The sequence below is a fragment of the Spirillospora sp. NPDC046719 genome (genome assembly GCF_040645715.1).
Taxonomy (GTDB): Bacteria; Actinomycetota; Actinomycetes; order Streptosporangiales; family Streptosporangiaceae; genus Spirillospora.
Map to the genome: position 1 here is coordinate 1 of NZ_JBEYYT010000182.1, position 17,566 is coordinate 17,566.

At 71.0% G+C, this 17,566-nt stretch carries 24 protein-coding genes and 1 pseudogene; 5 read left to right on the forward strand and 20 right to left on the reverse strand.

Annotated elements, in window-relative coordinates; translation table 11 throughout:
• Positions 1-63: 63 nt before the first annotated feature.
• The 4 genes from ABZ914_RS27660 to ABZ914_RS27675 form a co-directional block, all read right to left on the reverse strand.
• Positions 64-1,875, reverse strand: coding sequence for an alkyl/aryl-sulfatase (locus tag ABZ914_RS27660; protein ID WP_500196769.1), 1,812 nt, complete (start codon positions 1,873-1,875; stop codon positions 64-66).
• A 107-nt stretch (positions 1,876-1,982) separates the two neighbouring features.
• Positions 1,983-2,861, reverse strand: a complete 879-nt coding sequence (locus ABZ914_RS27665; protein ID WP_500196770.1) for a crotonase/enoyl-CoA hydratase family protein — start codon at positions 2,859-2,861, stop codon at positions 1,983-1,985.
• Between the two features lie 1,720 nt (positions 2,862-4,581).
• Positions 4,582-5,007: a nucleoside deaminase gene (locus tag ABZ914_RS27670; protein WP_500196771.1), complete on the reverse strand. Its 426-nt coding sequence runs from the start codon at positions 5,005-5,007 to the stop codon at positions 4,582-4,584.
• Positions 5,004-5,843 carry an LLM class flavin-dependent oxidoreductase gene (locus ABZ914_RS27675; RefSeq protein ID WP_500196772.1) on the reverse strand — a complete coding sequence of 280 codons (840 nt, stop codon included), beginning with the start codon at positions 5,841-5,843 and terminating at the stop codon, positions 5,004-5,006. The genes ABZ914_RS27670 and ABZ914_RS27675 overlap by 4 nt, the downstream gene beginning before the upstream one ends.
• 94 nt (positions 5,844-5,937) lie before the next feature.
• On the opposite strand from ABZ914_RS27675, the gene ABZ914_RS27680 reads away from it, so the two are divergent.
• Complete coding sequence (locus ABZ914_RS27680; RefSeq protein ID WP_500196773.1) at positions 5,938-6,396, forward strand: Lrp/AsnC family transcriptional regulator; 459 nt, start codon at positions 5,938-5,940, stop codon at positions 6,394-6,396.
• 114 nt (positions 6,397-6,510) lie between these two features.
• On the opposite strand, the gene ABZ914_RS27685 is transcribed toward ABZ914_RS27680, so the two are convergent.
• Genes ABZ914_RS27685 through rpmG form a run of 8 tightly spaced genes read right to left on the reverse strand, consistent with a single transcriptional unit; the run spans position 6,511 to position 8,810 of the window.
• Positions 6,511-6,825 (reverse strand): hypothetical protein, encoded by a 315-nt coding sequence (locus ABZ914_RS27685; RefSeq protein ID WP_500196774.1) that lies wholly within the window; start codon positions 6,823-6,825, stop codon positions 6,511-6,513.
• The gene (locus ABZ914_RS27690) at positions 6,825-7,160 is read right to left on the reverse strand and encodes an acyl carrier protein (protein WP_500196775.1); all 336 of its coding nucleotides are present in this window, start codon (positions 7,158-7,160) and stop codon (positions 6,825-6,827) included. Before ABZ914_RS27690 ends, ABZ914_RS27685 begins: the two co-directional genes overlap by 1 nt.
• Before the next feature lie 30 nt (positions 7,161-7,190).
• Positions 7,191-7,607 carry a Fur family transcriptional regulator gene (locus ABZ914_RS27695; RefSeq protein ID WP_500196776.1) on the reverse strand — a complete coding sequence of 139 codons (417 nt, stop codon included), beginning with the start codon at positions 7,605-7,607 and terminating at the stop codon, positions 7,191-7,193.
• A gap of 41 nt (positions 7,608-7,648) precedes the next feature.
• Positions 7,649-7,912 (reverse strand): 30S ribosomal protein S18, encoded by a 264-nt coding sequence (rpsR, locus tag ABZ914_RS27700; protein WP_500196777.1) that lies wholly within the window; start codon positions 7,910-7,912, stop codon positions 7,649-7,651.
• Between the two features lie 10 nt (positions 7,913-7,922).
• Positions 7,923-8,093, reverse strand: a complete 171-nt coding sequence (rpmF, locus tag ABZ914_RS27705) for a 50S ribosomal protein L32 (protein ID WP_500196778.1) — start codon at positions 8,091-8,093, stop codon at positions 7,923-7,925.
• 11 nt (positions 8,094-8,104) lie between these two features.
• The gene (rpsN, locus tag ABZ914_RS27710) at positions 8,105-8,410 is read right to left on the reverse strand and encodes a 30S ribosomal protein S14 (RefSeq protein ID WP_500196779.1); all 306 of its coding nucleotides are present in this window, start codon (positions 8,408-8,410) and stop codon (positions 8,105-8,107) included.
• On the reverse strand, positions 8,410-8,646 hold the full coding sequence (gene rpmB, locus ABZ914_RS27715) for a 50S ribosomal protein L28 (RefSeq protein ID WP_500196780.1): 237 nt from the start codon (positions 8,644-8,646) through the stop codon (positions 8,410-8,412). The genes rpsN and rpmB overlap by 1 nt, the downstream gene beginning before the upstream one ends.
• On the reverse strand, positions 8,646-8,810 hold the full coding sequence (gene rpmG / locus ABZ914_RS27720) for a 50S ribosomal protein L33 (RefSeq protein ID WP_500196781.1): 165 nt from the start codon (positions 8,808-8,810) through the stop codon (positions 8,646-8,648). Before rpmG ends, rpmB begins: the two co-directional genes overlap by 1 nt.
• A 66-nt stretch (positions 8,811-8,876) precedes the next feature.
• Between rpmG and ABZ914_RS27725 the strand changes: the two genes are divergently transcribed.
• Complete coding sequence (locus ABZ914_RS27725) at positions 8,877-10,031, forward strand: CobW family GTP-binding protein (protein ID WP_500196782.1); 1,155 nt, start codon at positions 8,877-8,879, stop codon at positions 10,029-10,031.
• Positions 10,032-10,077: 46 nt separating this feature from the next.
• Positions 10,078-10,428, forward strand: a complete 351-nt coding sequence (locus ABZ914_RS27730; RefSeq protein ID WP_500196783.1) for a hypothetical protein — start codon at positions 10,078-10,080, stop codon at positions 10,426-10,428.
• Between the two features lie 316 nt (positions 10,429-10,744).
• Here ABZ914_RS27730 and ABZ914_RS27735 read toward each other — a convergent pair whose 3' ends face one another.
• From ABZ914_RS27735 to ABZ914_RS27765, 7 genes are read right to left on the reverse strand one after another with little or no spacing between them, the layout of a single operon-like run.
• Positions 10,745-10,900, reverse strand: a complete 156-nt coding sequence (locus tag ABZ914_RS27735) for a hypothetical protein (RefSeq protein ID WP_500196784.1) — start codon at positions 10,898-10,900, stop codon at positions 10,745-10,747.
• Between the two features lie 20 nt (positions 10,901-10,920).
• Positions 10,921-11,067, reverse strand: a complete 147-nt coding sequence (locus ABZ914_RS27740; protein WP_500196785.1) for a hypothetical protein — start codon at positions 11,065-11,067, stop codon at positions 10,921-10,923.
• Positions 11,064-11,249: a metal ABC transporter permease gene (locus ABZ914_RS27745; protein WP_500196786.1), complete on the reverse strand. Its 186-nt coding sequence runs from the start codon at positions 11,247-11,249 to the stop codon at positions 11,064-11,066. The genes ABZ914_RS27740 and ABZ914_RS27745 overlap by 4 nt, the downstream gene beginning before the upstream one ends.
• Before the next feature lie 40 nt (positions 11,250-11,289).
• A complete protein-coding gene (locus tag ABZ914_RS27750; protein WP_500196787.1) occupies positions 11,290-12,207 on the reverse strand; it encodes a metal ABC transporter permease in 918 nt (305 codons plus the stop codon).
• Positions 12,156-13,037, reverse strand: coding sequence for a metal ABC transporter permease (locus ABZ914_RS27755; protein ID WP_500196788.1), 882 nt, complete (start codon positions 13,035-13,037; stop codon positions 12,156-12,158). Before ABZ914_RS27755 ends, ABZ914_RS27750 begins: the two co-directional genes overlap by 52 nt.
• A gap of 6 nt (positions 13,038-13,043) precedes the next feature.
• A complete protein-coding gene (locus ABZ914_RS27760) occupies positions 13,044-13,865 on the reverse strand; it encodes a metal ABC transporter ATP-binding protein (RefSeq protein ID WP_500196789.1) in 822 nt (273 codons plus the stop codon).
• A 2-nt stretch (positions 13,866-13,867) separates the two neighbouring features.
• Positions 13,868-14,818 (reverse strand): metal ABC transporter substrate-binding protein, encoded by a 951-nt coding sequence (locus ABZ914_RS27765; RefSeq protein ID WP_500196790.1) that lies wholly within the window; start codon positions 14,816-14,818, stop codon positions 13,868-13,870.
• 183 nt (positions 14,819-15,001) lie between these two features.
• Between ABZ914_RS27765 and ABZ914_RS27770 the strand changes: the two genes are divergently transcribed.
• Together ABZ914_RS27770 and ABZ914_RS27775 are read left to right on the forward strand one after the other, a co-directional pair.
• Complete coding sequence (locus tag ABZ914_RS27770) at positions 15,002-15,451, forward strand: Fur family transcriptional regulator (protein WP_500196791.1); 450 nt, start codon at positions 15,002-15,004, stop codon at positions 15,449-15,451.
• 95 nt (positions 15,452-15,546) lie between these two features.
• Positions 15,547-16,128 (forward strand): annotated as a pseudogene (locus ABZ914_RS27775) (permease); the annotation flags it as partial.
• A gap of 256 nt (positions 16,129-16,384) precedes the next feature.
• Here the strand turns inward: ABZ914_RS27775 and ABZ914_RS27780 are convergent.
• Complete coding sequence (locus ABZ914_RS27780) at positions 16,385-17,173, reverse strand: CPBP family intramembrane glutamic endopeptidase (RefSeq protein WP_500196792.1); 789 nt, start codon at positions 17,171-17,173, stop codon at positions 16,385-16,387.
• Positions 17,174-17,566: the final 393 nt, after the last annotated feature.

The following is a 17,566-nucleotide window of genomic DNA, read 5'->3' on the forward strand; positions in this document are numbered from 1 at the left end:
GTGAGCACCAGGCGAGGCCCGCATACCCGGCCGGGATCCTCGCGGGCCCCGGCCGGGCGGCGTTCAGGGCGTCACGATGGCGAAGTTCGGCTCGGGCGCGTCGATGACGCCGAGGAGCCGCCGTAGCGCCGCGCCGTCGCCGGTGGTGGTGATGCCGGCGACGTCCTGGCCGCTGACCAGGGCGAGCAGCATCGGCTTGGTCAACGCCAGCGTCAGGTCGGCGCCCTGCGTGCCTTCGGCGATCCTGCGGTGCATGAGCGCCCCGTTGGACAGCGACATGCGGTACCGGTCGCCGGAATCGGTGAACTCCCAGTCGATGGTCAGACGCTCGTCCCACGCTTTGGGCCCGTTGACGCGTATGGCCAGGGAATCGAAGACCTGCTCGACGCTCAGGCCGGCAGCCATTCCGCCGGAGATACTCGTCGGAACGGGCTGGATGCCCTCGCGCAGCTCCATCGCGCCGGTGAGGTAGAAGTTCCGCCAGGTCCCGTTCTCCGCGCCCTGCCCGAGCCGCTGGTATACGTCGGCGAGCGCGGATTTGGCGTCGGCGTTGTCGGCGTCGGCGAACACCACGTGGTTCAGCAGCGTCGCGGCGAAACGCAGATCCCCGTGGGCCGCGTAGTCGCGCGCCATCGCCATCACCTTGGACGCGCCGCCCATGCATTCGACGTACCGCTTCGCGTTCTCAACCGGCGGATGCTCCCACAAGTGCGCCGGATTGCCGTCGAACCAGCCCATGTAGCGCTGGTAGATCGCCTTGACGTTATGGCTCATCGAGCCGTAGTAGCCGCGCGCGTGCCATGCGTTGGCCAGCTCGGGCGGCAACTCCATCATCTCGGCGATCTCGGGGCCGGTGAAGCCCTGGTTGAGCAGCCGCAGCGTCTGATCGTGCAGGTAGGCGTACATGTCCCGCTGCTGGGACAGGAACGCCACGATGTCCTCGCGGCCCCACGTCGGCCAATGGTGCGAGGCGAAGGCGACGTCGGCCCTGTCGGCGAACAGGTCGATCGCCTCGTCGAGGTACCGGGCCCATACGCGCGCATCACGGACGACCGCGCCGCGCAGCGTCAGGATGTTGTGCTGGTTGTGGGTGGCGTTCTCGGCCAGGCACAGCGCCCGCCGGTCGGGGAACAGGAAGTTCATCTCCGCCGGGGCCTCCGTGCCCGGCGTCATCTGGAAGACGATCCGCACCCCGTCGATGACCTCTTCCTGGCCCGTGCGGGTGACGTCCATGGTGGGCGGGACCAGCGAGATCCTGCCCGACGAGGCGGTCTGCCCGAGCCCGGTCCCGATCATCCCGTCCGCGCTCTTCTCCAGCATGACGCCGGTGTGGTAAAAGCCCCGGCGACCCATCGCGATGCCCGCGTAGACGTTCTCCGAGACCGCGTGATCAAGGAACCCTTCCGGAGCCAGGATCGGCACCCCATCCGGATTGCCGGCCTCGATGACGCCCTCGGCGCCACCGAAATGGTCGACGTGGGAATGGGTGTAGACGAGTCCGGTGACGGGACGCTCTCCGCGATGCTGCCGGTAGAGCGCCAGCGCGGCCGCGGCCGTCTCGACCGACACCAGCGGGTCGATCACGATCACACCCCGGTCGCCCTCGACCAGCGTCATGTTCGACAAGTCCAGGCCCCGGACCTGGTAGATCCCGTCCGCGACCTCGAACAGCCCCTGCTTGGCGCACAGCTGCGACTGCCGCCACAGCGACGGGTTCGCCGTCTCCGGGCACGGGCCGTCCAGGAAGGCGAACGCGTCGTTGTCCCAGACGACCTTCCCCTCCGCGTCCTTCACCACCGCGGGCGACAGCGAGGCGACCAACCCCCGCTCGGCGTTCTCGAAGTCGGTCCGATCCCCAAAAGCGAGCTTCTCCATAAGGAGTGACTGTCCAACCGAAAACCGCCGTAAAGCCCCCACCCGGCAAAGACCTCCACCGTCCCGCCGGAACCCTGACGGCCGCGCCTGGTTCTTCGGAGTCGTGATCAGGTCTCTCGTTCGAGGTCCGCCGCGTCGGGGACGGGGCCGCCGCCGTTGGGAATCCAGCGGCCGGAATCGCGCCATTTGACGGCTTCATGGAAGCCGTGTGCGGCGGCGAACTCCTGGAACCAGCGCCCCTCGGGGGAGTGCCGGGTGATGCCGTCGAACAGGGTGGCGAGGATCTGGGTTCCGTGCAGCCCCATGTTGTCGTAGGCCTGGTTGATCATGAGTTTCTGCATGGCGAGCTGGTTGATCGGGACTCCGGCGATGCGGTCGGCGAGGGCCTCGACCGCGCCGTCGAGGTCCTCGGCGGGCACGGACTCGAGGACCAGGCCCCAGTCCGCCGCCGTCCGGCCGTCGATGGTGTCGCCGGTGAGCAACATCCGTTTGGCGCGTTCGGCGCCCAGCCGGTAGACCCACATCGCGGTGGTCGGGCAGCCCCAGACCCGCGCCGGCATGTACCCGATCCGCGCGTCGTCGGCCATGACCACCAGGTCGCACGACAGTGCGATGTCGCTCCCGCCGGCCACCGCGAACCCGTGCACCTTGGCGATCGTCGGCTTGAGCGACCGCCACAGAGAGAAGTAGTCGTCGGTGAACGACTTCATCGCCGTGTAGTCCTGGATCGGATCCCAGACCGGGTTGCCGCCGGCCCCCTGCGTCCCCTGGCCGTCCTCGGCGGAGATCTTCAGGTCGTATCCCGAGCAGAAGGCGCGGCCGGCGCCTTGCAGCACGATCACGTGCACGTCGGGGTCCTGGTTCGCCCGCCGGACGGCGGCGGCCAAGTCCCCGGGCATGGCGAAGTCGATCGCGTTGAGCCGTTCCGGCCGGTTCAGCGTGAGGTACGCCTTGCGATCCCTGCTCTCGTACAAGACCGTCGACATGCAGACTCCTGTCCGTCAGTGCGGGAACCGGCCGGCGCCCTGCGAGCGAGGCCGCGATGAGACGCCGCCCTTGGTGCATTACCGAAATTCTCCATGCGATTGAGAAATGTAACATCCGGCGGGCCGGCCGGCATCAGGTGAGCGGATCTCGAAGGCGTCGCCGATGCCCCGGACACCGGGACGCCGGGACCGCGGGTCCTCTCTCCATGTGAGGGTGCTGGATCGGCCGTCGAGGTCGGCCGGCGAGAGGGAAGCTCATGCCCCAGGCAGCAGCGATGGCGTTCCGGGCAGGAGGTGTCTGGACCAGAGCTGATCGAGCCGATGATCGCACCCCACCGACGTACCGCTCACCACTACCACTCGAGCCGTCCTGTCCGAGGTCGGCGACCCCTGCACGGGTCGGCCGGCTGTGTGAGCTCGTCAACGGCCACGCCCCGAACCTGGGAGCGGCGCTGCTGGCGGCGCTGGAGCCGCAGGACCTGCCGCCCGATTCCATGGAGATGACGCCGGCGCAGTTGCTCGACACAGCGCTGCGCACGTCGGTCGCGGCGATCGGATGCGAGCATCTGGTCTTCCCGCGCTCGTGCCGCCGGCGTCCCATGCGAGCACATCGCGGCCACGATTCTCCCCGCCACCCCTCAGACCGTCGAGGACACCTATGATCCGGACCTTCTCGCCGCGGTCACATCCCCTGGGCCAGCCCATCTCGATCCGCCCACTTGCCGACCCGGCCCTCCTACGCGGTTTCTGGGGCGCCATCCAACTCGCCGCCGACCTTGCGCCATTGCGCGGCGCCCGCACGCCCCATTCCGGGGGTCTCGTTGAGGCGCTGTGAACCTCCGCCGAGCCGTGCCCAAGGACACCGGGCAATCGAGAATCATCGTGCCCATTCCAGGCAACTGTGCCGACCGCGGCCACAGCACCCACGACTGGGCCCGGCGCGTGCGAGGGCATCGATGTCATGACGCGCATCGCTCGACTTCAGGCGTCCACCGGCATCGCTGGTCAAGCATTTGCCGCTCCAGGCAGGCTGCGGGTCGGCGGCACTCTCGGTGGGTCTGATCGGAAGGAGCACTCCTCGTGGTTGAGGAGAAGGAACGCGGGGACGCGGCGGCCGAGCCGGCTCCCGTGCGGGAACCGAAGGGGCGCTGGGCGGGGTGGACGATGAGTGTGCCCGGGGGGCGCCTTGGCGGTGGTGGTCCTGGTGGGCGCGGGCGTGTGGTGGTTCAGCCCCTGGGAGCACATGACAGGTCTGCACGGCGCGCCGCCGAAAGCGGCGGGCAGAGTCCCGTTCGAGGGGGAGCGGTTCTTCCGGGACGTCGTGGACCTGGTTCTGGCCGGGGGCGCTCTGGTGGAGAGGCACGGCCGGGGGTGCGGGCACCCGCGACCATCGATGTGGAAGACCCCTGCATCACTATGGTCGCCGTGCTGTCGACTGCCGACCCGTGCGGTTCTGCGCCGCTCTGCCAGCTCTACCGTCCGCGCTGATGACGCTCTGTGCCGGCTACTGCCGCTTGGTTCTGCGACATAGGAGCAAACAACGAGCGAACATGGCCGTGAGCTGGCACCCGTCATTTGGTGTCTTCGAACCGACCGAGAGCAGCTCACCAGATCCTCAGGCTCAGGGGATGCAGCAGGGAATGAGTCGAATGTGCGGCCCAGGTCGAAAGCCCGCATGTCGCCCGGCGGCCATTCCATCGCCACACCATGCAGGGCTGTGTCAGATGTAGTAGCCGTCGATCGGGACTCGGGCCTCGTCGAAGAGGGCGGGCCCCTCCTGGGAGACGCGGGGAAATCCGCCCTTCGGGTTGAGCTGGGCATGCTGCTCGGCGGAGAGGGCGTAAACGACTCGGCCCAGGCCCGAGCGGTTGATCGCGCCGGTGCACATGCCGCAGGGCTGGCAGCTGGTGAACATCGTCGTGGTGGCGGCGGTGGCCGGATCGAGCTCGCGGGCCGCCCAGCGGGCCAACTTCAGCTCGGGGTGGGCGCTGATGTCCCGGTCGGCGCGCACCGTGTTGTGCTCCTCGACGAGGATGGCGCCATCAGGGCCTGCCAGCAGCGATCCGTAGGGGGCGTGGCCGGCGGCGCGGGACTTGGCGGCGAGGTCGATGGCCCTGCGCAGCAGGCGTTCGTCGTCGGGTGTCACGGGTGTTCCTTTTGGTGGGCGGCCACGGTGGCAAGGGCCTGCCACGCGGTCTCGGGGTGGTGGGTCTCATCCGGGTCGCCGAGGTAAGGGTCGAGCAGGACGCTCTCGGCGCCCAGCAGGCGCAGGTGTTCCAGGTCGGCCATCACCTGGTCGATCGTCCCCTCGCCCGCGCGGCGTTCGGTGAGGGGCTCGGCGGTGAGACGCAGCACGATGCGGGGAGCCAGGGCGGGGGCCGGGCGGCTCTCGGCCGCGGCGATCGTCCTGAGCCGCTCCACCGCCTCGTCGAGCCAGGGCATGGTGAAGCGGAGCGGGTGCCACGCGTCGCCGAGGAGCACGGCGCGGCGGAGCGCGGCGTCGCTGCTGCCGCCCACCCAGATGGGGATGTGGCCGCTCCGGTAGTCGTCGGCGTCGTTCCAGGCGGACCTGAGGACCTGGAGGTGCTCGTCGGTGAGCCTGCCGCGGTCTTCGAAGGGGACGCCGAGCGCCTCGAACTCCTGCCGCGCCCAGCCGACGCCCACGCCGAGGACCAAGCGTCCGCCGCTGAGCCGGTCGAGGTTGGCGGCCATGCGGGCGACCAGCAGCGGATGCCGGTAGGGCGCGACCAGCACCGTCGTCCCCAGCCGTACCCGGTGAGTGACGCCCGCGAGCCACGACAGCGTGGTGAAGGGTTCGTAGAAGGGGGCCGGGTACTGCTCGGCGACATCGGGCGTGACCGCGACGTGGTCGGAGACCATCAGCAGGTCGAAGCCGAGACCCTCAACGGTCTGAGCCCAGCCGCGCAGCCTCTCCGGATCGGTGCCGGGCCCGAAGTTCGGAACGTTGACTCCAAGTTTCACGGGGGTCAGGCTATCCAGCTGATCGGGCCTATCTGAAGGGAGTCGGCCCGGCGTAGCCACGGTCTGGCCGTGGATCTGACGGTATTTTGGCCCCGTGACCGAGAATCTTGACGCGACCGACTGGGCGATCCTCACCGAGTTGCAGCGCGACGGCCGGATCTCCCTCACCGAGCTGGGAAAGCGGGTCAGCCTCAGCGCCTCGGCCACCACCGAGCGGGTCAGGCGGCTGGAGTCGGCAGGTGTCATCACCGGCTACCACGCCCGCGTCGATATGGCGAAGGCCGGGCTGCCGGTGTTGGCCGTCGTACGCCTGAAATATCCAGGTAACCGGCACACTCCGCTGCACCACCTCCTCCAGGAGCGCGAGGAGATCCTCGAATGTTTGCGGACCACCGGCGAGGACTGCTACGTGCTGAAGATCGCCGCGACTTCCATGGGGCACCTCGAGGAGGTCGTGGACGAGCTGCTGGAACTCGGCAGCACCACCACCAACCTCGTCTACAGCGAGCCGCTCCCTTATCGCGGTCTGCCGGCCCATCCGGTCGAGCCGTGAAATCCGCCGGGCTCCCCGTCCTGGACATGTCCATCGCGATCAGGCTCATGGCGGTGTGCAGGCGTTCCCGTCCACCGGGGAGGAGGCTGAGCCGCACGTCCAGCCCCGGCCCCCTCAGCGGGTCCGGGCCCGCCGCGGACATCTCCCGCGCAGCGCCTTGAGCGTGGCGCGGATCTCCTCATCACCCGCCTTGCGCAGGTCGTGGACGCGAGGCCGCAGAATCACGCCGGGCGCGCCGGGGGAAGGACGTACTGCGTTCTGTCGGCGGTGATCCGGGCCCGGAGGGTCGGCTGGTGCAGCGCGAGCCGGTGCAGTGCGTCCGCCGGCGTCCATCCGGTGCAACGGCATGTCGGCGTAGAAGTGTGCCGAGTCGCACGACAGCTCCCATTCGCCGTGCTGCCCGAGGAAATAGCCCTGCTGCAGCGGCATCAGGGGAAAGGGGCGTCCGGGTCGGCGCGGTGCTCGATCTCCACCGGCAGCGCCCGCACGGTCCCGCTGTCCCCGCTGCGGCGCGTGACCAATCGGTAAGAGCGGGTGATCTCCACCGTGACCTCCGACAGGGCCAGCCCCACCGACAGTCTCCGGAGGATCAGCGCGGCCATGCGAACGGTCAGCACCGAGTCACCGCCGAGGCGCAGGAGGCTGCTCTCGCCGTCGATCCGGTCCGGGGACAGGCCGAGGAGTTCGCCCCGGATCCTGGCGAGATCCCTTGTGATCGCAGCGGAACTCGGTGCCGTGGTGGGGGCTGCGGTGGACGATGCCACTCGGCTCTCCTCACACGATCCGCATGGTGGCTAGCAGCTGCTTGGGGCGTCGGTGCGGCATTCGCCGCAGACGCCGTAGACCTGCTCGACCCGGAAGGCGGCGGTGGCAGGCCGCCCGTCCAGCCGGTCCTGGATGCGGGCCGGCTCGATTTCCAGGACCAGTCCGCAGACGCGGCAGACCAGATGGACGTGCGACCCGCCACCGCAGCCGAGATAGACGGTCTCGCCGCCCTGCTCGAAGGCGTGCACCAGACCCGCGCGGTCGAGCGCGGCAAGGGCGCGGTAGACGGTGGTGAGACCGACCTTCTCGCCGTGGGCGCGCAGGTCCGCGTGGAGTTCGTTCGCGCTGCGCGGTTCCGCGCTGCGGTCCAGCGCCTCGATCACCAGCTTCTGCCGCGGCGTCGCCGGCGCACCGGGCCTGCGCGGTTTGCGGGGGGTCTGGGGCACGGCGGCCACCGGTCAGGAAGGCGGTCGCGCCGCCCGGCGCCTCACCGGGCGATTCCCCGCGGCGCTCCTGCCGCGGGGCGCGAGCCGTAGGGGAGCAGCGCCATCTCGCGGGCGTTCTTGATGGCCCGGGCGAGTTGCTTCTGCTGCTGGACGGTCACGCCGGTGACGCGACGGCTGCGGATCTTGCCGCGATCGGAGATGAACCGCCGCAGCAACTCCACGTCCTTGTAGTCGATGTAGGTCACGCCCTGCAGCGGGTTCGACTTGAAGTGCCGGTCGGAACGGCGGGACCGGGGGGCGGTCATGCGGGCCTCCTCAGCGCTCGTAGGAAATGAGGCCGTCGCGGTAGGCGCGGACCAGGTTGCGCGGCACCATCACCTGCCGTCCTTCGACGGTGACGGTGACCAGGTCGGGACGTGTCGCCTTCCATTGCGAGCGGCGCTTGCGGGTGTTGCTGCGGGACTTCTTGCGTTTGGGGACGGCCATCGCCTGTGTCCTTACCAGCTCGACTTGGTGACGCCGGGGAGTTCGCCGCGGTGGGCCAGTTCCCGGAAGCGGATCCGGGACAGGCCGAACCTGCGCAGGTGCCCGCGGGGGCGTCCGTCGACGGCGTCGCGGTTGCGGACGCGGGTGGCGCTGGCGTCGCGCGGCTGGCGCCGCAGTTCGCGGGCCGCCGCCGCGCGGATCTCCTCGGCGGTGTGGGGGCTGCGGACCAGGCGCTTGAGCTCGGCCCGGCGGGCCGCGTGCCGGGCGACGGTCGCCCTGCGCCGCTCATTCGCGGCGATCTTGCTCTTCTTGGCCATCAGACCTTCTCTCCTCGGGCGCGGATGCGGGCGACGGCGGCCTCGATGCCGATCTTGTCGATGGTCCTGATCGCGCGGGCGGACAGCCGCAGCCGCACGTGCCGGCGTTCGCTCGGCAGCCAGTACCGCTTGGTCTGGATGTTGGGGTCGAACCGGCGCGGGGTGCGGCGGTGCGAACGGGACACCTTCTTGCCGAAGCCCGGCCGGGCGCCGGTGAGCCGGCAGCGCGCGGGCATCAGCGTTCCTCCCGGTACAGCACGTGCCTGCGGACGACCGGGTCGTACTTGCGCAGGGTCAGCCGGTCGGGGTCGTTGCGGCGGTTCTTGCGGGTGACGTAGGTGTGGCCGGTCCCGGCGGTGGAGCGCAGCTTGATCACCGGCCGCAGGTCGTTGCGGGCCATCGAATCTCCTCTCGACTCATGGCATGATAGCGATAATCATTTTCATTCGCGAGTGGAGGAGTCCCCATGTCGGTACCCGTCGTGCTGGTGGCCGGGCTGCACGGCACCGCCCGCGCCGCCACCGTCGACCGGTTGCTGCGCGAGCACCCCGGCGCCGTGGCGATCCACCATGACCTGCGCGACATCACCGGGGGACTGGTGGTCCGCACCGTCCGCGACGCCGGCACCGTGCGGGAGCGGGCGGTGATCCGGCTGGAGCACGGATGCGTGTCCTGCACCGTCCGCCAGGACCTGATCCCGGAGGTGCTCCGCTACGCCGGGAGCGCCTCGCTGCTGGTGGTGGACCTGTGGGATTGCGTCGAGCCGAGGACGGTCGCCGAAACCCTCGGCCATCCCGAATGGAACGGCGAGATCCGGCTCACCGGCGTGCTGACCGCCGTGGACGCCGAGCTGATGCCCACCGACATCTGCCGGGGCGAACGGCTCGCCGACATCGGCAAGGCGGGCGCCGCCACCGACGAGCGCTACCTGGCCGAGGTGCTGGCCCGCCAGATCGAGTACGCCACCGCCCTGATCGTCCCGGAGGTGCTGCCCGCTCCGCTGCCCCCGGCCGACGAAGGCGACCTGGACCTGTGCAGGGAGGTGCTCGAGCACCTGGCGCCGACGACGCCGGTCGTGCTGCCCGGCGAACCGCTCCCGGCCGTCGGCGGCCCGGCCCTGTGCGTGCACGAGCTGGCCGCGCGCGTCGACCCGGCCACCGCCCGGCTGCCGTGCCGGCTGCACACGCCGGCGGTGGACACCGTGGTCTGGCGGCGCACGGCGCCCCTGCACCCGGCGCGGCTCTTCGACGCCATGGACGACCTCGCCACCCGATCGGTGCGCAGCCGAGGGCGGTTCTGGGTCGCCAGCCGTCCCGACCGGATGCTGGCCTGGGACGCGGTGGCCGGCATCGTCGCCGTGGAGGACGCCGGTCCGTGGCTGGCCGCGCTCCCCGTCGCCGCCTGGACCAAGGCCGATCCGGCCCGCAGGGTCGCCGCGGCACTGGACTGGACGCCCGAGCACGGCGACCGCGTCCAGCACCTGGTCTTCACCGGTCCCGAACTCGACCACGACCGGATTCACGAACTGCTCGACTGGTGCCTGCTGCGCCCCGGCGAGCCCACCGCCGACCTGGACGATCCCTTCGCCGAGGTCCTCGACCTGAACCCGACCGCCACGTGACCACCGTCCGCCTCGCAGCCGGCGCGAAGGGAGAACCGTGCAACCCATGACCGTCCTGCTCTGCCGTGCGTCCTCCTGCCCGGACTCGCTCTCTCTGCTGGAGAATCTGCGGGAGACGATCCGCGACTGCCCGCACGGTGTCCTGGTCACCACCGGATGTCTGCACAGCCGTGTCGTCCGCGCTCACCTATGCCGACTCCCGGGGGCGACGGTGACGGTGCAGCCCTGCACCCGGGACCGCCGCCCGGTCGGCTCCGCCGTCCACATCGGGCCCATCCGTTCGGCCACCGACGTCGCGGCGCTCTGCACGTGGCTGCGCAGCTCCGACCACGACCCGCAGGGCCTCCCGGCCCGGCTGCGGCGAGCCGGCCCCCGCCGCACCGCACCGCTCAACTGAGCCGCCGACGCCCGAACACCTCTGGACGAAGCGCCTTCGCAAACCAAGAACCAGGACGTGTGGCACGCGGCCCGACCCTCCGGGCCGCCCGTCGGCTCGGCCTCCGCCACCTCGTGACGACCGAATGCCACCATCTAGCGCACTCGCGATCCCCATGGCAGGTTCGACCTGACCTCAACATTCCAAGAGCCCTCCCCGGCCACGTTCGGCGATCCCGTGAACCACCGCCCAGGTGCTGCGATCCGATGGACGGCTCCGCCTGCGACTGGACGGTCGAACGATCCGCAACGCCGCAGGGCACGGCGACCGGCGCGTTTCACCGTCCGTGGACGGCGCGGTGGTAGGCGAGGGCGGCGGTGAACGGGACGCCGCAGACGACCGCGGTGCCGGCGCCCGTCGTGACCTGGGAGTGCAGGGAGAGGGAAGGGCCCGCGGTAGCGGACGCCGCCCCGAGCAGGGCGGCCAGGAGCATCGCGGGGACGATGCGCTGGATCAGGACGAGCGCCGCGGCGGCTGGCCTGCGATCAGCGCCAGAGGCAAGGTTGCGCCGATGGCGGGGACGTCGGTCATGACGGTGACGGCGATGAGGGCCGGCAGCATCCCGTCGATGAGCCCGCCGCGGTATCCCCACGCCCTCATCGTGAGGGGGCGTTGAGGTCGGCTCCCGCGACGGAGGCGGCGACGATGTCGAGAAAGGCGACGTGACCGAGGGCGTGCGTGAAGAACGCCAGGCGCCGCAGCACGACCTGAACGCCGAGCACTCCGCACACCACCGCGGTCAGGACCAGTTCCACCAGGGCACGTCCGGCGAAACCGGTCATCGGCCACGGCACCCGTCGACGGCGGGCTCGGCAGCGGTGATCACGAGGCCGCTTTTTCGGACGCGGTCGTCACCGGCGGCCGTGTGCCGCTCTCACGTTGATATCCGCTTTGCCGGCTGCGCAGGGCCGTCCAGGCCGTGGTGGCGACCAGCGACAGGACGAAGAGGCCGCCGGTGACGAGGGTGATGGTGCCTCCACTGGCGACGTCGTAGTGGGTGGAGACCTGCACGCCGGCCAGGCCGCTGCCCATGCCGGCGGCCACCGCGATGGCTGTCATGGCCGTGACGTTGTGGGTCCATAGTCGGGCGATGGCGGCCGGGCCGACCAGGACGGCCACGGCCAGGATGGCGCCGACGGCGGGCACGGCGACGACGATGACGGCCTCGATGGTCAGCAGCAGCGCCAGGTCGGTGACGGCCGGACGGTATCCCGCGGCGGTGTAGCCGCCGGGGTCGAAGGCGCGGAAGGTGAGCTGCCGGCCCGCGGTGAGCAGGAGCGCGGTGACCAGGACGCCGACGATGGCGACGGCGGCCAGGTCGCCCTTCCCCACGGTGAGGATCTGCCCGACGGTGTAGGCGGTGAGGTCCTTGGAGAAGCCGTTGCGGGCCGACAGCAGGACGACGCCCAGTGCGAAACCGGCCGACAGCACGATCCCGATCGCGGTGCTCATGCCTTGCGCGGGCCGCCGGGACAAGCCCAGGACGCCGAGGACGACCAGCACCCCGAACAGGGCGCCGCCCGCGTACAGGTTCAGGCCGGCGACCGCCGCGAGCACCACGCCGGGGAAGGTGGCGTGCGTCATCGCCAGCGTGAAGAACGGCAGCCTGCGCAGCACGATCTGCACGCTGATCAGGCCGCCGACCGCGCCGAGTAGCACGGCCTCCGCGCATGCGTACTCCACCGCCGTCATGCCGCGGCCCGCCGGGTCCGTGGTCGCCGGGTCCGCAGTCGCCGCCAAGCGGTTCCTGCGGCGAGAGCCACCAGGTAGCAGGCGATGAGCACCAGGACGACGGTGCCGCCGGAGGCGAGCCGGAGCCCGTGGTGGAGGGACGCGTCGTAGCTGATCGAGAGCCCGGCCCAGCCGGCGAGCGCGCCGAGGAGGGCGGCGATCGGCACGATCAGCGCCAGCCGGTCCGACAGGGCGCGGGCCGCGGCGGCGGGCACGATCAGCAGCGCGATGACCAGGACCGTCCCGACGGCGCGCACGGAGGCGACGACGACCAGGGCGACGATGGTGTTGGTGACCAGGTCCAGCAGGCCGATCCGGTATCCGGCCGCCTGCGCGCCGTCCGGGTCGAAGGTGCGGGCGATCAGCGGGCGCCGCAGCACCGCCAGCGCCGCGACGACCAGCACTGTGACCACCAGGGTCTGCGTGAGCTGCTGCTGGGTGACCGTGAGGATCCGGCCGAACAGGAACGCGGTCAGGTCGGCGGTGTACCCCGACCGCCTCGACACCAGGACGACGCCGGCCGCGAAGAACGTGGTCAGCAGGACCGCCAGGGCGGTGTCCTCGGTGACGGCCCGGTGCCGGGTGAGCAGCGTGAGCAGCCCGGCGGTCGCGGCGCCGGCGACCAGCGCGCCCCAGAAAATGCCACCCTCGCCGCTGAGCAGGTAGCCGATCACGACGCCCGGGAAGACGGTGTGGGTCAGGGCGTCGGTGATGAACGCCAGGCGGCGCAGCAGGATCAGCACGCCGACGGTCCCGGCCAGCGCGCCGAGGATCATCATCTCGGCGAGCGCCCGCCCCATGAACGGGTAGCCGAACGGTTCGATGAAGAACTGGTACATGGCCGCCTACGAGTGCGCGACGATGACGCGGTCGCCGCGGAGTTCGAGCGCGTGCCCACCGTAGGTGTCGCGCAGCCGGTCGGGGGTGAGGGTCGCGCCGGTGGGGCCGAAGCCGAACTGGCGGCGGTTGAGCAGGCAGGCCTCCTCGCAGGCCAGGTGCGCGAGCGCCAGGTCGTGGGTCGAGACCACGACGGCCGCGCCTTGGCGTTTCAGCGCGCCGATCGCGTCCAGCAGGGCCTGCTCGCTGACGGCGTCGACGCCGTTGAACGGCTCGTCCAGCAGCAGCAGGCGCGGCTCGGCGGCGATCGCGCGGGCGAGCAGCACCCGCTGGCGCTGCCCGCCCGACAGGGTCCCGAACCGGTCCCGTGTACGGTCGGCCAGGCCGACCTGCTCCAGCGCGCGCTGCGCGGCCTGTCTGTCGGCGGCCTTGGGGCGGCGCAGCCAGCCGATTCGCCGGTAGCGGCCCATCAGCACCACCTGGCCGACCGAGATCGGGAACTCGGGGTCGAGGGTGTCGGCCTGCGGGACGTAGGCGACCTCGCGGCGTGCCTGGGCCGGCGCGGTGCCGAGCACGCGGATCCGGCCCGCGGACAGCGGCACCAGGCCGAGGATCGCCTTGATGAGGGTCGACTTGCCGGCGCCGTTCGGCCCGATCAGGGCGACGGCCTCACCGGCGGCGACCGTGCCGCCGATGTCCTCCAGCGCGAGGGCGGGGCCGTAGGCGACGCTGACTTCCTCGAGTTCCAGCAGTGCGGGCCCGGGATCCGGTGCGGCCTTCTCCGAGGCTGCTCCGGACGGGGCGGGGCGGTTCGATTCCGGGGTGCTCATCGTCAGCCCTTCAGCGCGGTGACGATGGTGGTGGTGTTGTGCCGCTCCATGTCCAGGTACGTCGCGCCCGCCGAGCCGGCCGGACCGAGGGTGTCCCCGTACAAGGAGTCCTCTCCGGCTTCGACCTTCACGCCCGCCTGGCGTCCGATGGCCTCGGCGGTCTTGGGCGGCAGCGAGGACTCGGAGAAGATCGCCTTCACGCCCGTCGCCCTGATCTTGCCGACGAGGGTGTTGAGCTGCTTGCCCGAAAGTTCGGCGGAGGTGTCGAAGCTCGGGATGATCGAGCCGACGAACGTCAGGTGGTACCGGTCGATGTAGTACCCGAACGCGTCGTGATTGGTGACCAGCTTGCGCTGGTCGGCGGGCAGCGCGTCGATCTGCCCGGCGATCCAGGTGTCGAGCTGGGCCAGCTTGCCGGTGTAGGTCTTCAGGTTCGCCTCGTAGGCGGCCTTGTCGGCGGGATCCTCGGCCTCGAACGCGGCGGCGATGTCGCGGCTCATGATCTGCACGTTCTGAGGGTTGTGCCAGATGTGCGGGTCTCCGGCGGCCTCCTCCTCGCTGCCGTCGCCCTTGCGGATCGTGACGCCCTTGCTGGAGTCGACCACGGTGCCGTGGAAGCCCGCGGACTTGATCGTCTGGTCCAGCCACCGCTCCAGCCCGACCCCGCTCTTGACGACGACGTCGGCGTCGGCGATGGCCTGGATGTCGGCGGGGGAGGGCTCGTAGTCGTGCGGGTCGACGTTGGGCTTGAGGATCTGCGTGACCTTCACCTTGTCGTCGCCGATGTTGCGGGCGAAGTCGGCCACCTGCGTGGTCGTGGCCACGACCTTCAGCTTCCCGCCGCCGTCGCCGGAGCCGTCGCCGGAGTCGGAGCCGCCGCAGGCGGTGGCCGCGGCGAGCAGGGCCGCCAGGACCGGGGCCGCGACCGCAAGACGGCCGGGGGGTGTACGCACGGTGTCTCCTCGCAGGTGAAGGCAGATGTGTCAATGAAAATCAGTCTCAATACTGCTGAAAACGGTAATGATTGTCAAAATCACGAGATCTCCGTGTCGTGTCGACGGCTGTGCGGGCGAGCCGTCGGCGCCGATTGGTACTGTGCGGAGGCCCACCTCCTCGATCCGCCGGAGTGCCGCTCGATGTCCTCGCACGCATCCCCTCGACCGCCGCAGCGGTCCGCCGCCGCAAGGGGGACGCGGGTACGGGCGACGCGCCAGGCCGAGGCCGTCGGCCAGGCATTGGCCGACCTGCCGGAGTTCCGCAGCGCCCAGGACATCCACGCCGAGCTGAGGCGCCGCGGCGAACGGGTCGGACTGGCCACGGTGTACCGGCATCTGCAGGCGCTCCACCAGGGCGGCGCGGTCGACGCCCTGCGCGACGAGACCGGCGAGATGCTGTACCGGCGCTGCGACACCGGCGCTCACCACCACCATCTGACCTGCCGCTCGTGCGGACGCAGCATCGAGGTCGAGGCGGCCGCGATCGAACGCTGGGCCGAGCGCGTCGCCGCCGAGGCGGGCTTCGCCGAGGTGGACCACACCGTGGAGGTCTTCGGGCTCTGCCCCGACTGCGCGCGCACCAAGCGCTGATCCCGCGGTGCGGTGACCGCTGCTCGAAGTGCTGGTCACCGGGTGGCCGCGAGTATCGCGGTCTGTGGCGTGGGGCCTCTGGCACGGTGTCCGGCATGATCGAGGGTGTCGGCCTCCGGGAGGCCGAGGACGACCTGTTGCCGCCCGCCGGGTGGGGGCGCCGCGGGCCGGCCTCGTCGGGGGCCCGGGCCGCCTGGACCTTCGGCCTGCTGGCGGTCGCCTTGGTCGCCGGCCGGATCTGGGTGGCACCGCGCGTCGGCGCGGCCGCTGTGGACGCGTGGGCGACCATCTTCGTCGCGGTGTGCGTGCAGGCGTTCCCGTTCCTGGTGTTCGGGGTCGCTGTCTCGGCGGCGATCACGGCGTTCGTCCCGCCGGCGGTGTGGCGGCGCGTGCTGCCGCGCAACGCCGGGGCCGCGGTGCCGGTCGCGGGCGCGATGGGCGCGGTGCTGCCGGGATGCGAATGCGCGTCGGTGCCGGTCGCGGGCGGGCTGATGTTTCGCGGTGTGGCGCCCGTCGCCGCGCTGACCTTCCTGCTCGCGGCGCCGGCGATCAACCCGGTCGTGCTGGTCGCCACCGCCGTGGCGTTCCCGGCGGACCCGGAGATGGTCGTCGGACGGTTCGCCGCGTCGCTGCTGGTGGCGGTGCTGGCCGGATGGACGTGGCTGCTGGTGGGCAAGATCAGTGGCACTGTGCTGGTCGGCCTGGACCGGTTCGGTCTTTGCCGCGGTCATCGTTGGATCACCTGCCGTCCGGCGTGAACGATCGCCGGTGGAACCGCATGAGGGGTTTGGACACGCGTTGCGGCCCTCCTGCGGGACGACGTGTCGACCGCGGCACAGGGATCAGTGACCTGCTGGGAAGCCGCGTCCACGTCCGGCCACGAGCATGTCCGCCGAAGGATGCGCCGGCGGTCACCGGGTATCGACGGAGACATCAGTGCCGAGGCAGCCAGGAGACCTTCCCCGACAGCGCCACCGAACCGATGAACGCAACGGTGTCGATCAGTGCGTGCGCCACCAGCAGCGGCATCACCCGGCCCCAGCGGCGGTACAACCGGGCGAAGATCAGACCCATCACCATGTTGCCCACCAGCCCGCCCAGGCCCTGGTAGAGGTGATAGCTGCCGCGCACGAGCGCGCTCGTCGCGTCGGCCTTCCACTCGGGCCGGCCCAACTGGCCGAGCCGATGCAGCAGGTAGCCCAGCACGATGACCTCTTCGAGCACTGCGTTCTGGACGGCCGACAGCACCAGCACCGGGATCCGCCACCACACCTTCCCCAGCGTCGAGGGGACGACGGTCAGGTTCGCGCCCAGACCGCGCGCGGCCAGGTAGAGGCCGAGCCCGGACCCACCGATGACGGCCGCGACCCCGGCGCCGCGCAGCAGATCCGTCCCGCGCGGAACCCATCCGACGCCGAGTGTCCTCCCGAGCGGCTCACCTCCGCGGTCCATCAGATGCGCCACCAGGGCGACCGGCACGAGTGCGGTCGCCAGGGAGAACAGCTGCCAGGCCAGGCCCAGCCAGGGACGTCCGGGCGCGGCGTCGGTGATCAGCGATGCCGTCTGGCGGTTCAGTGTCTTGCCGGCGGTCACCGAGCCGAGGAACGAGATGAGCGCCGACACTCCCGAGGCGCCCAGTGAGAGGGCGAACACCAGCCACACCTCGCGGGTGAGCACCCGGCGTCCGGAGAGCGGCGGAGGGACGGCTTCGTCAACGGCCACGGCGACGATCGTCGCACGACCAGGCGATCACCTCGACGGCCTGCCCTGCCCCAAAGGCAGGGAAAACCGGCCCGACGATGTTCAGACCGGATTCCAGCGGAGACCGGCAACAAAGGCCGCAAACTCGACGGATCTTCAAGTCGTCTCACAACTCGACGCCTTCTGCGACAAAGGACACCGAAATGGACCGCCGCCACGCGCTCACCATGATCGCCGCTGCCGCGGCCGGCGTGGCCGCCGGCGCCGCACCGGAGTTGTGGCGCCCGGAGAAGCACCGGTCGGCGCACGCTGCTGCGGCCCGTCGGGGGGGGGGGGCGCGGCCCGCGCCGGGGGGCGCGCGCGCCCGGGCCGGGTGGCCGCGCCCGGGGGCCGGCCAGTCCCACCGCGCCCACG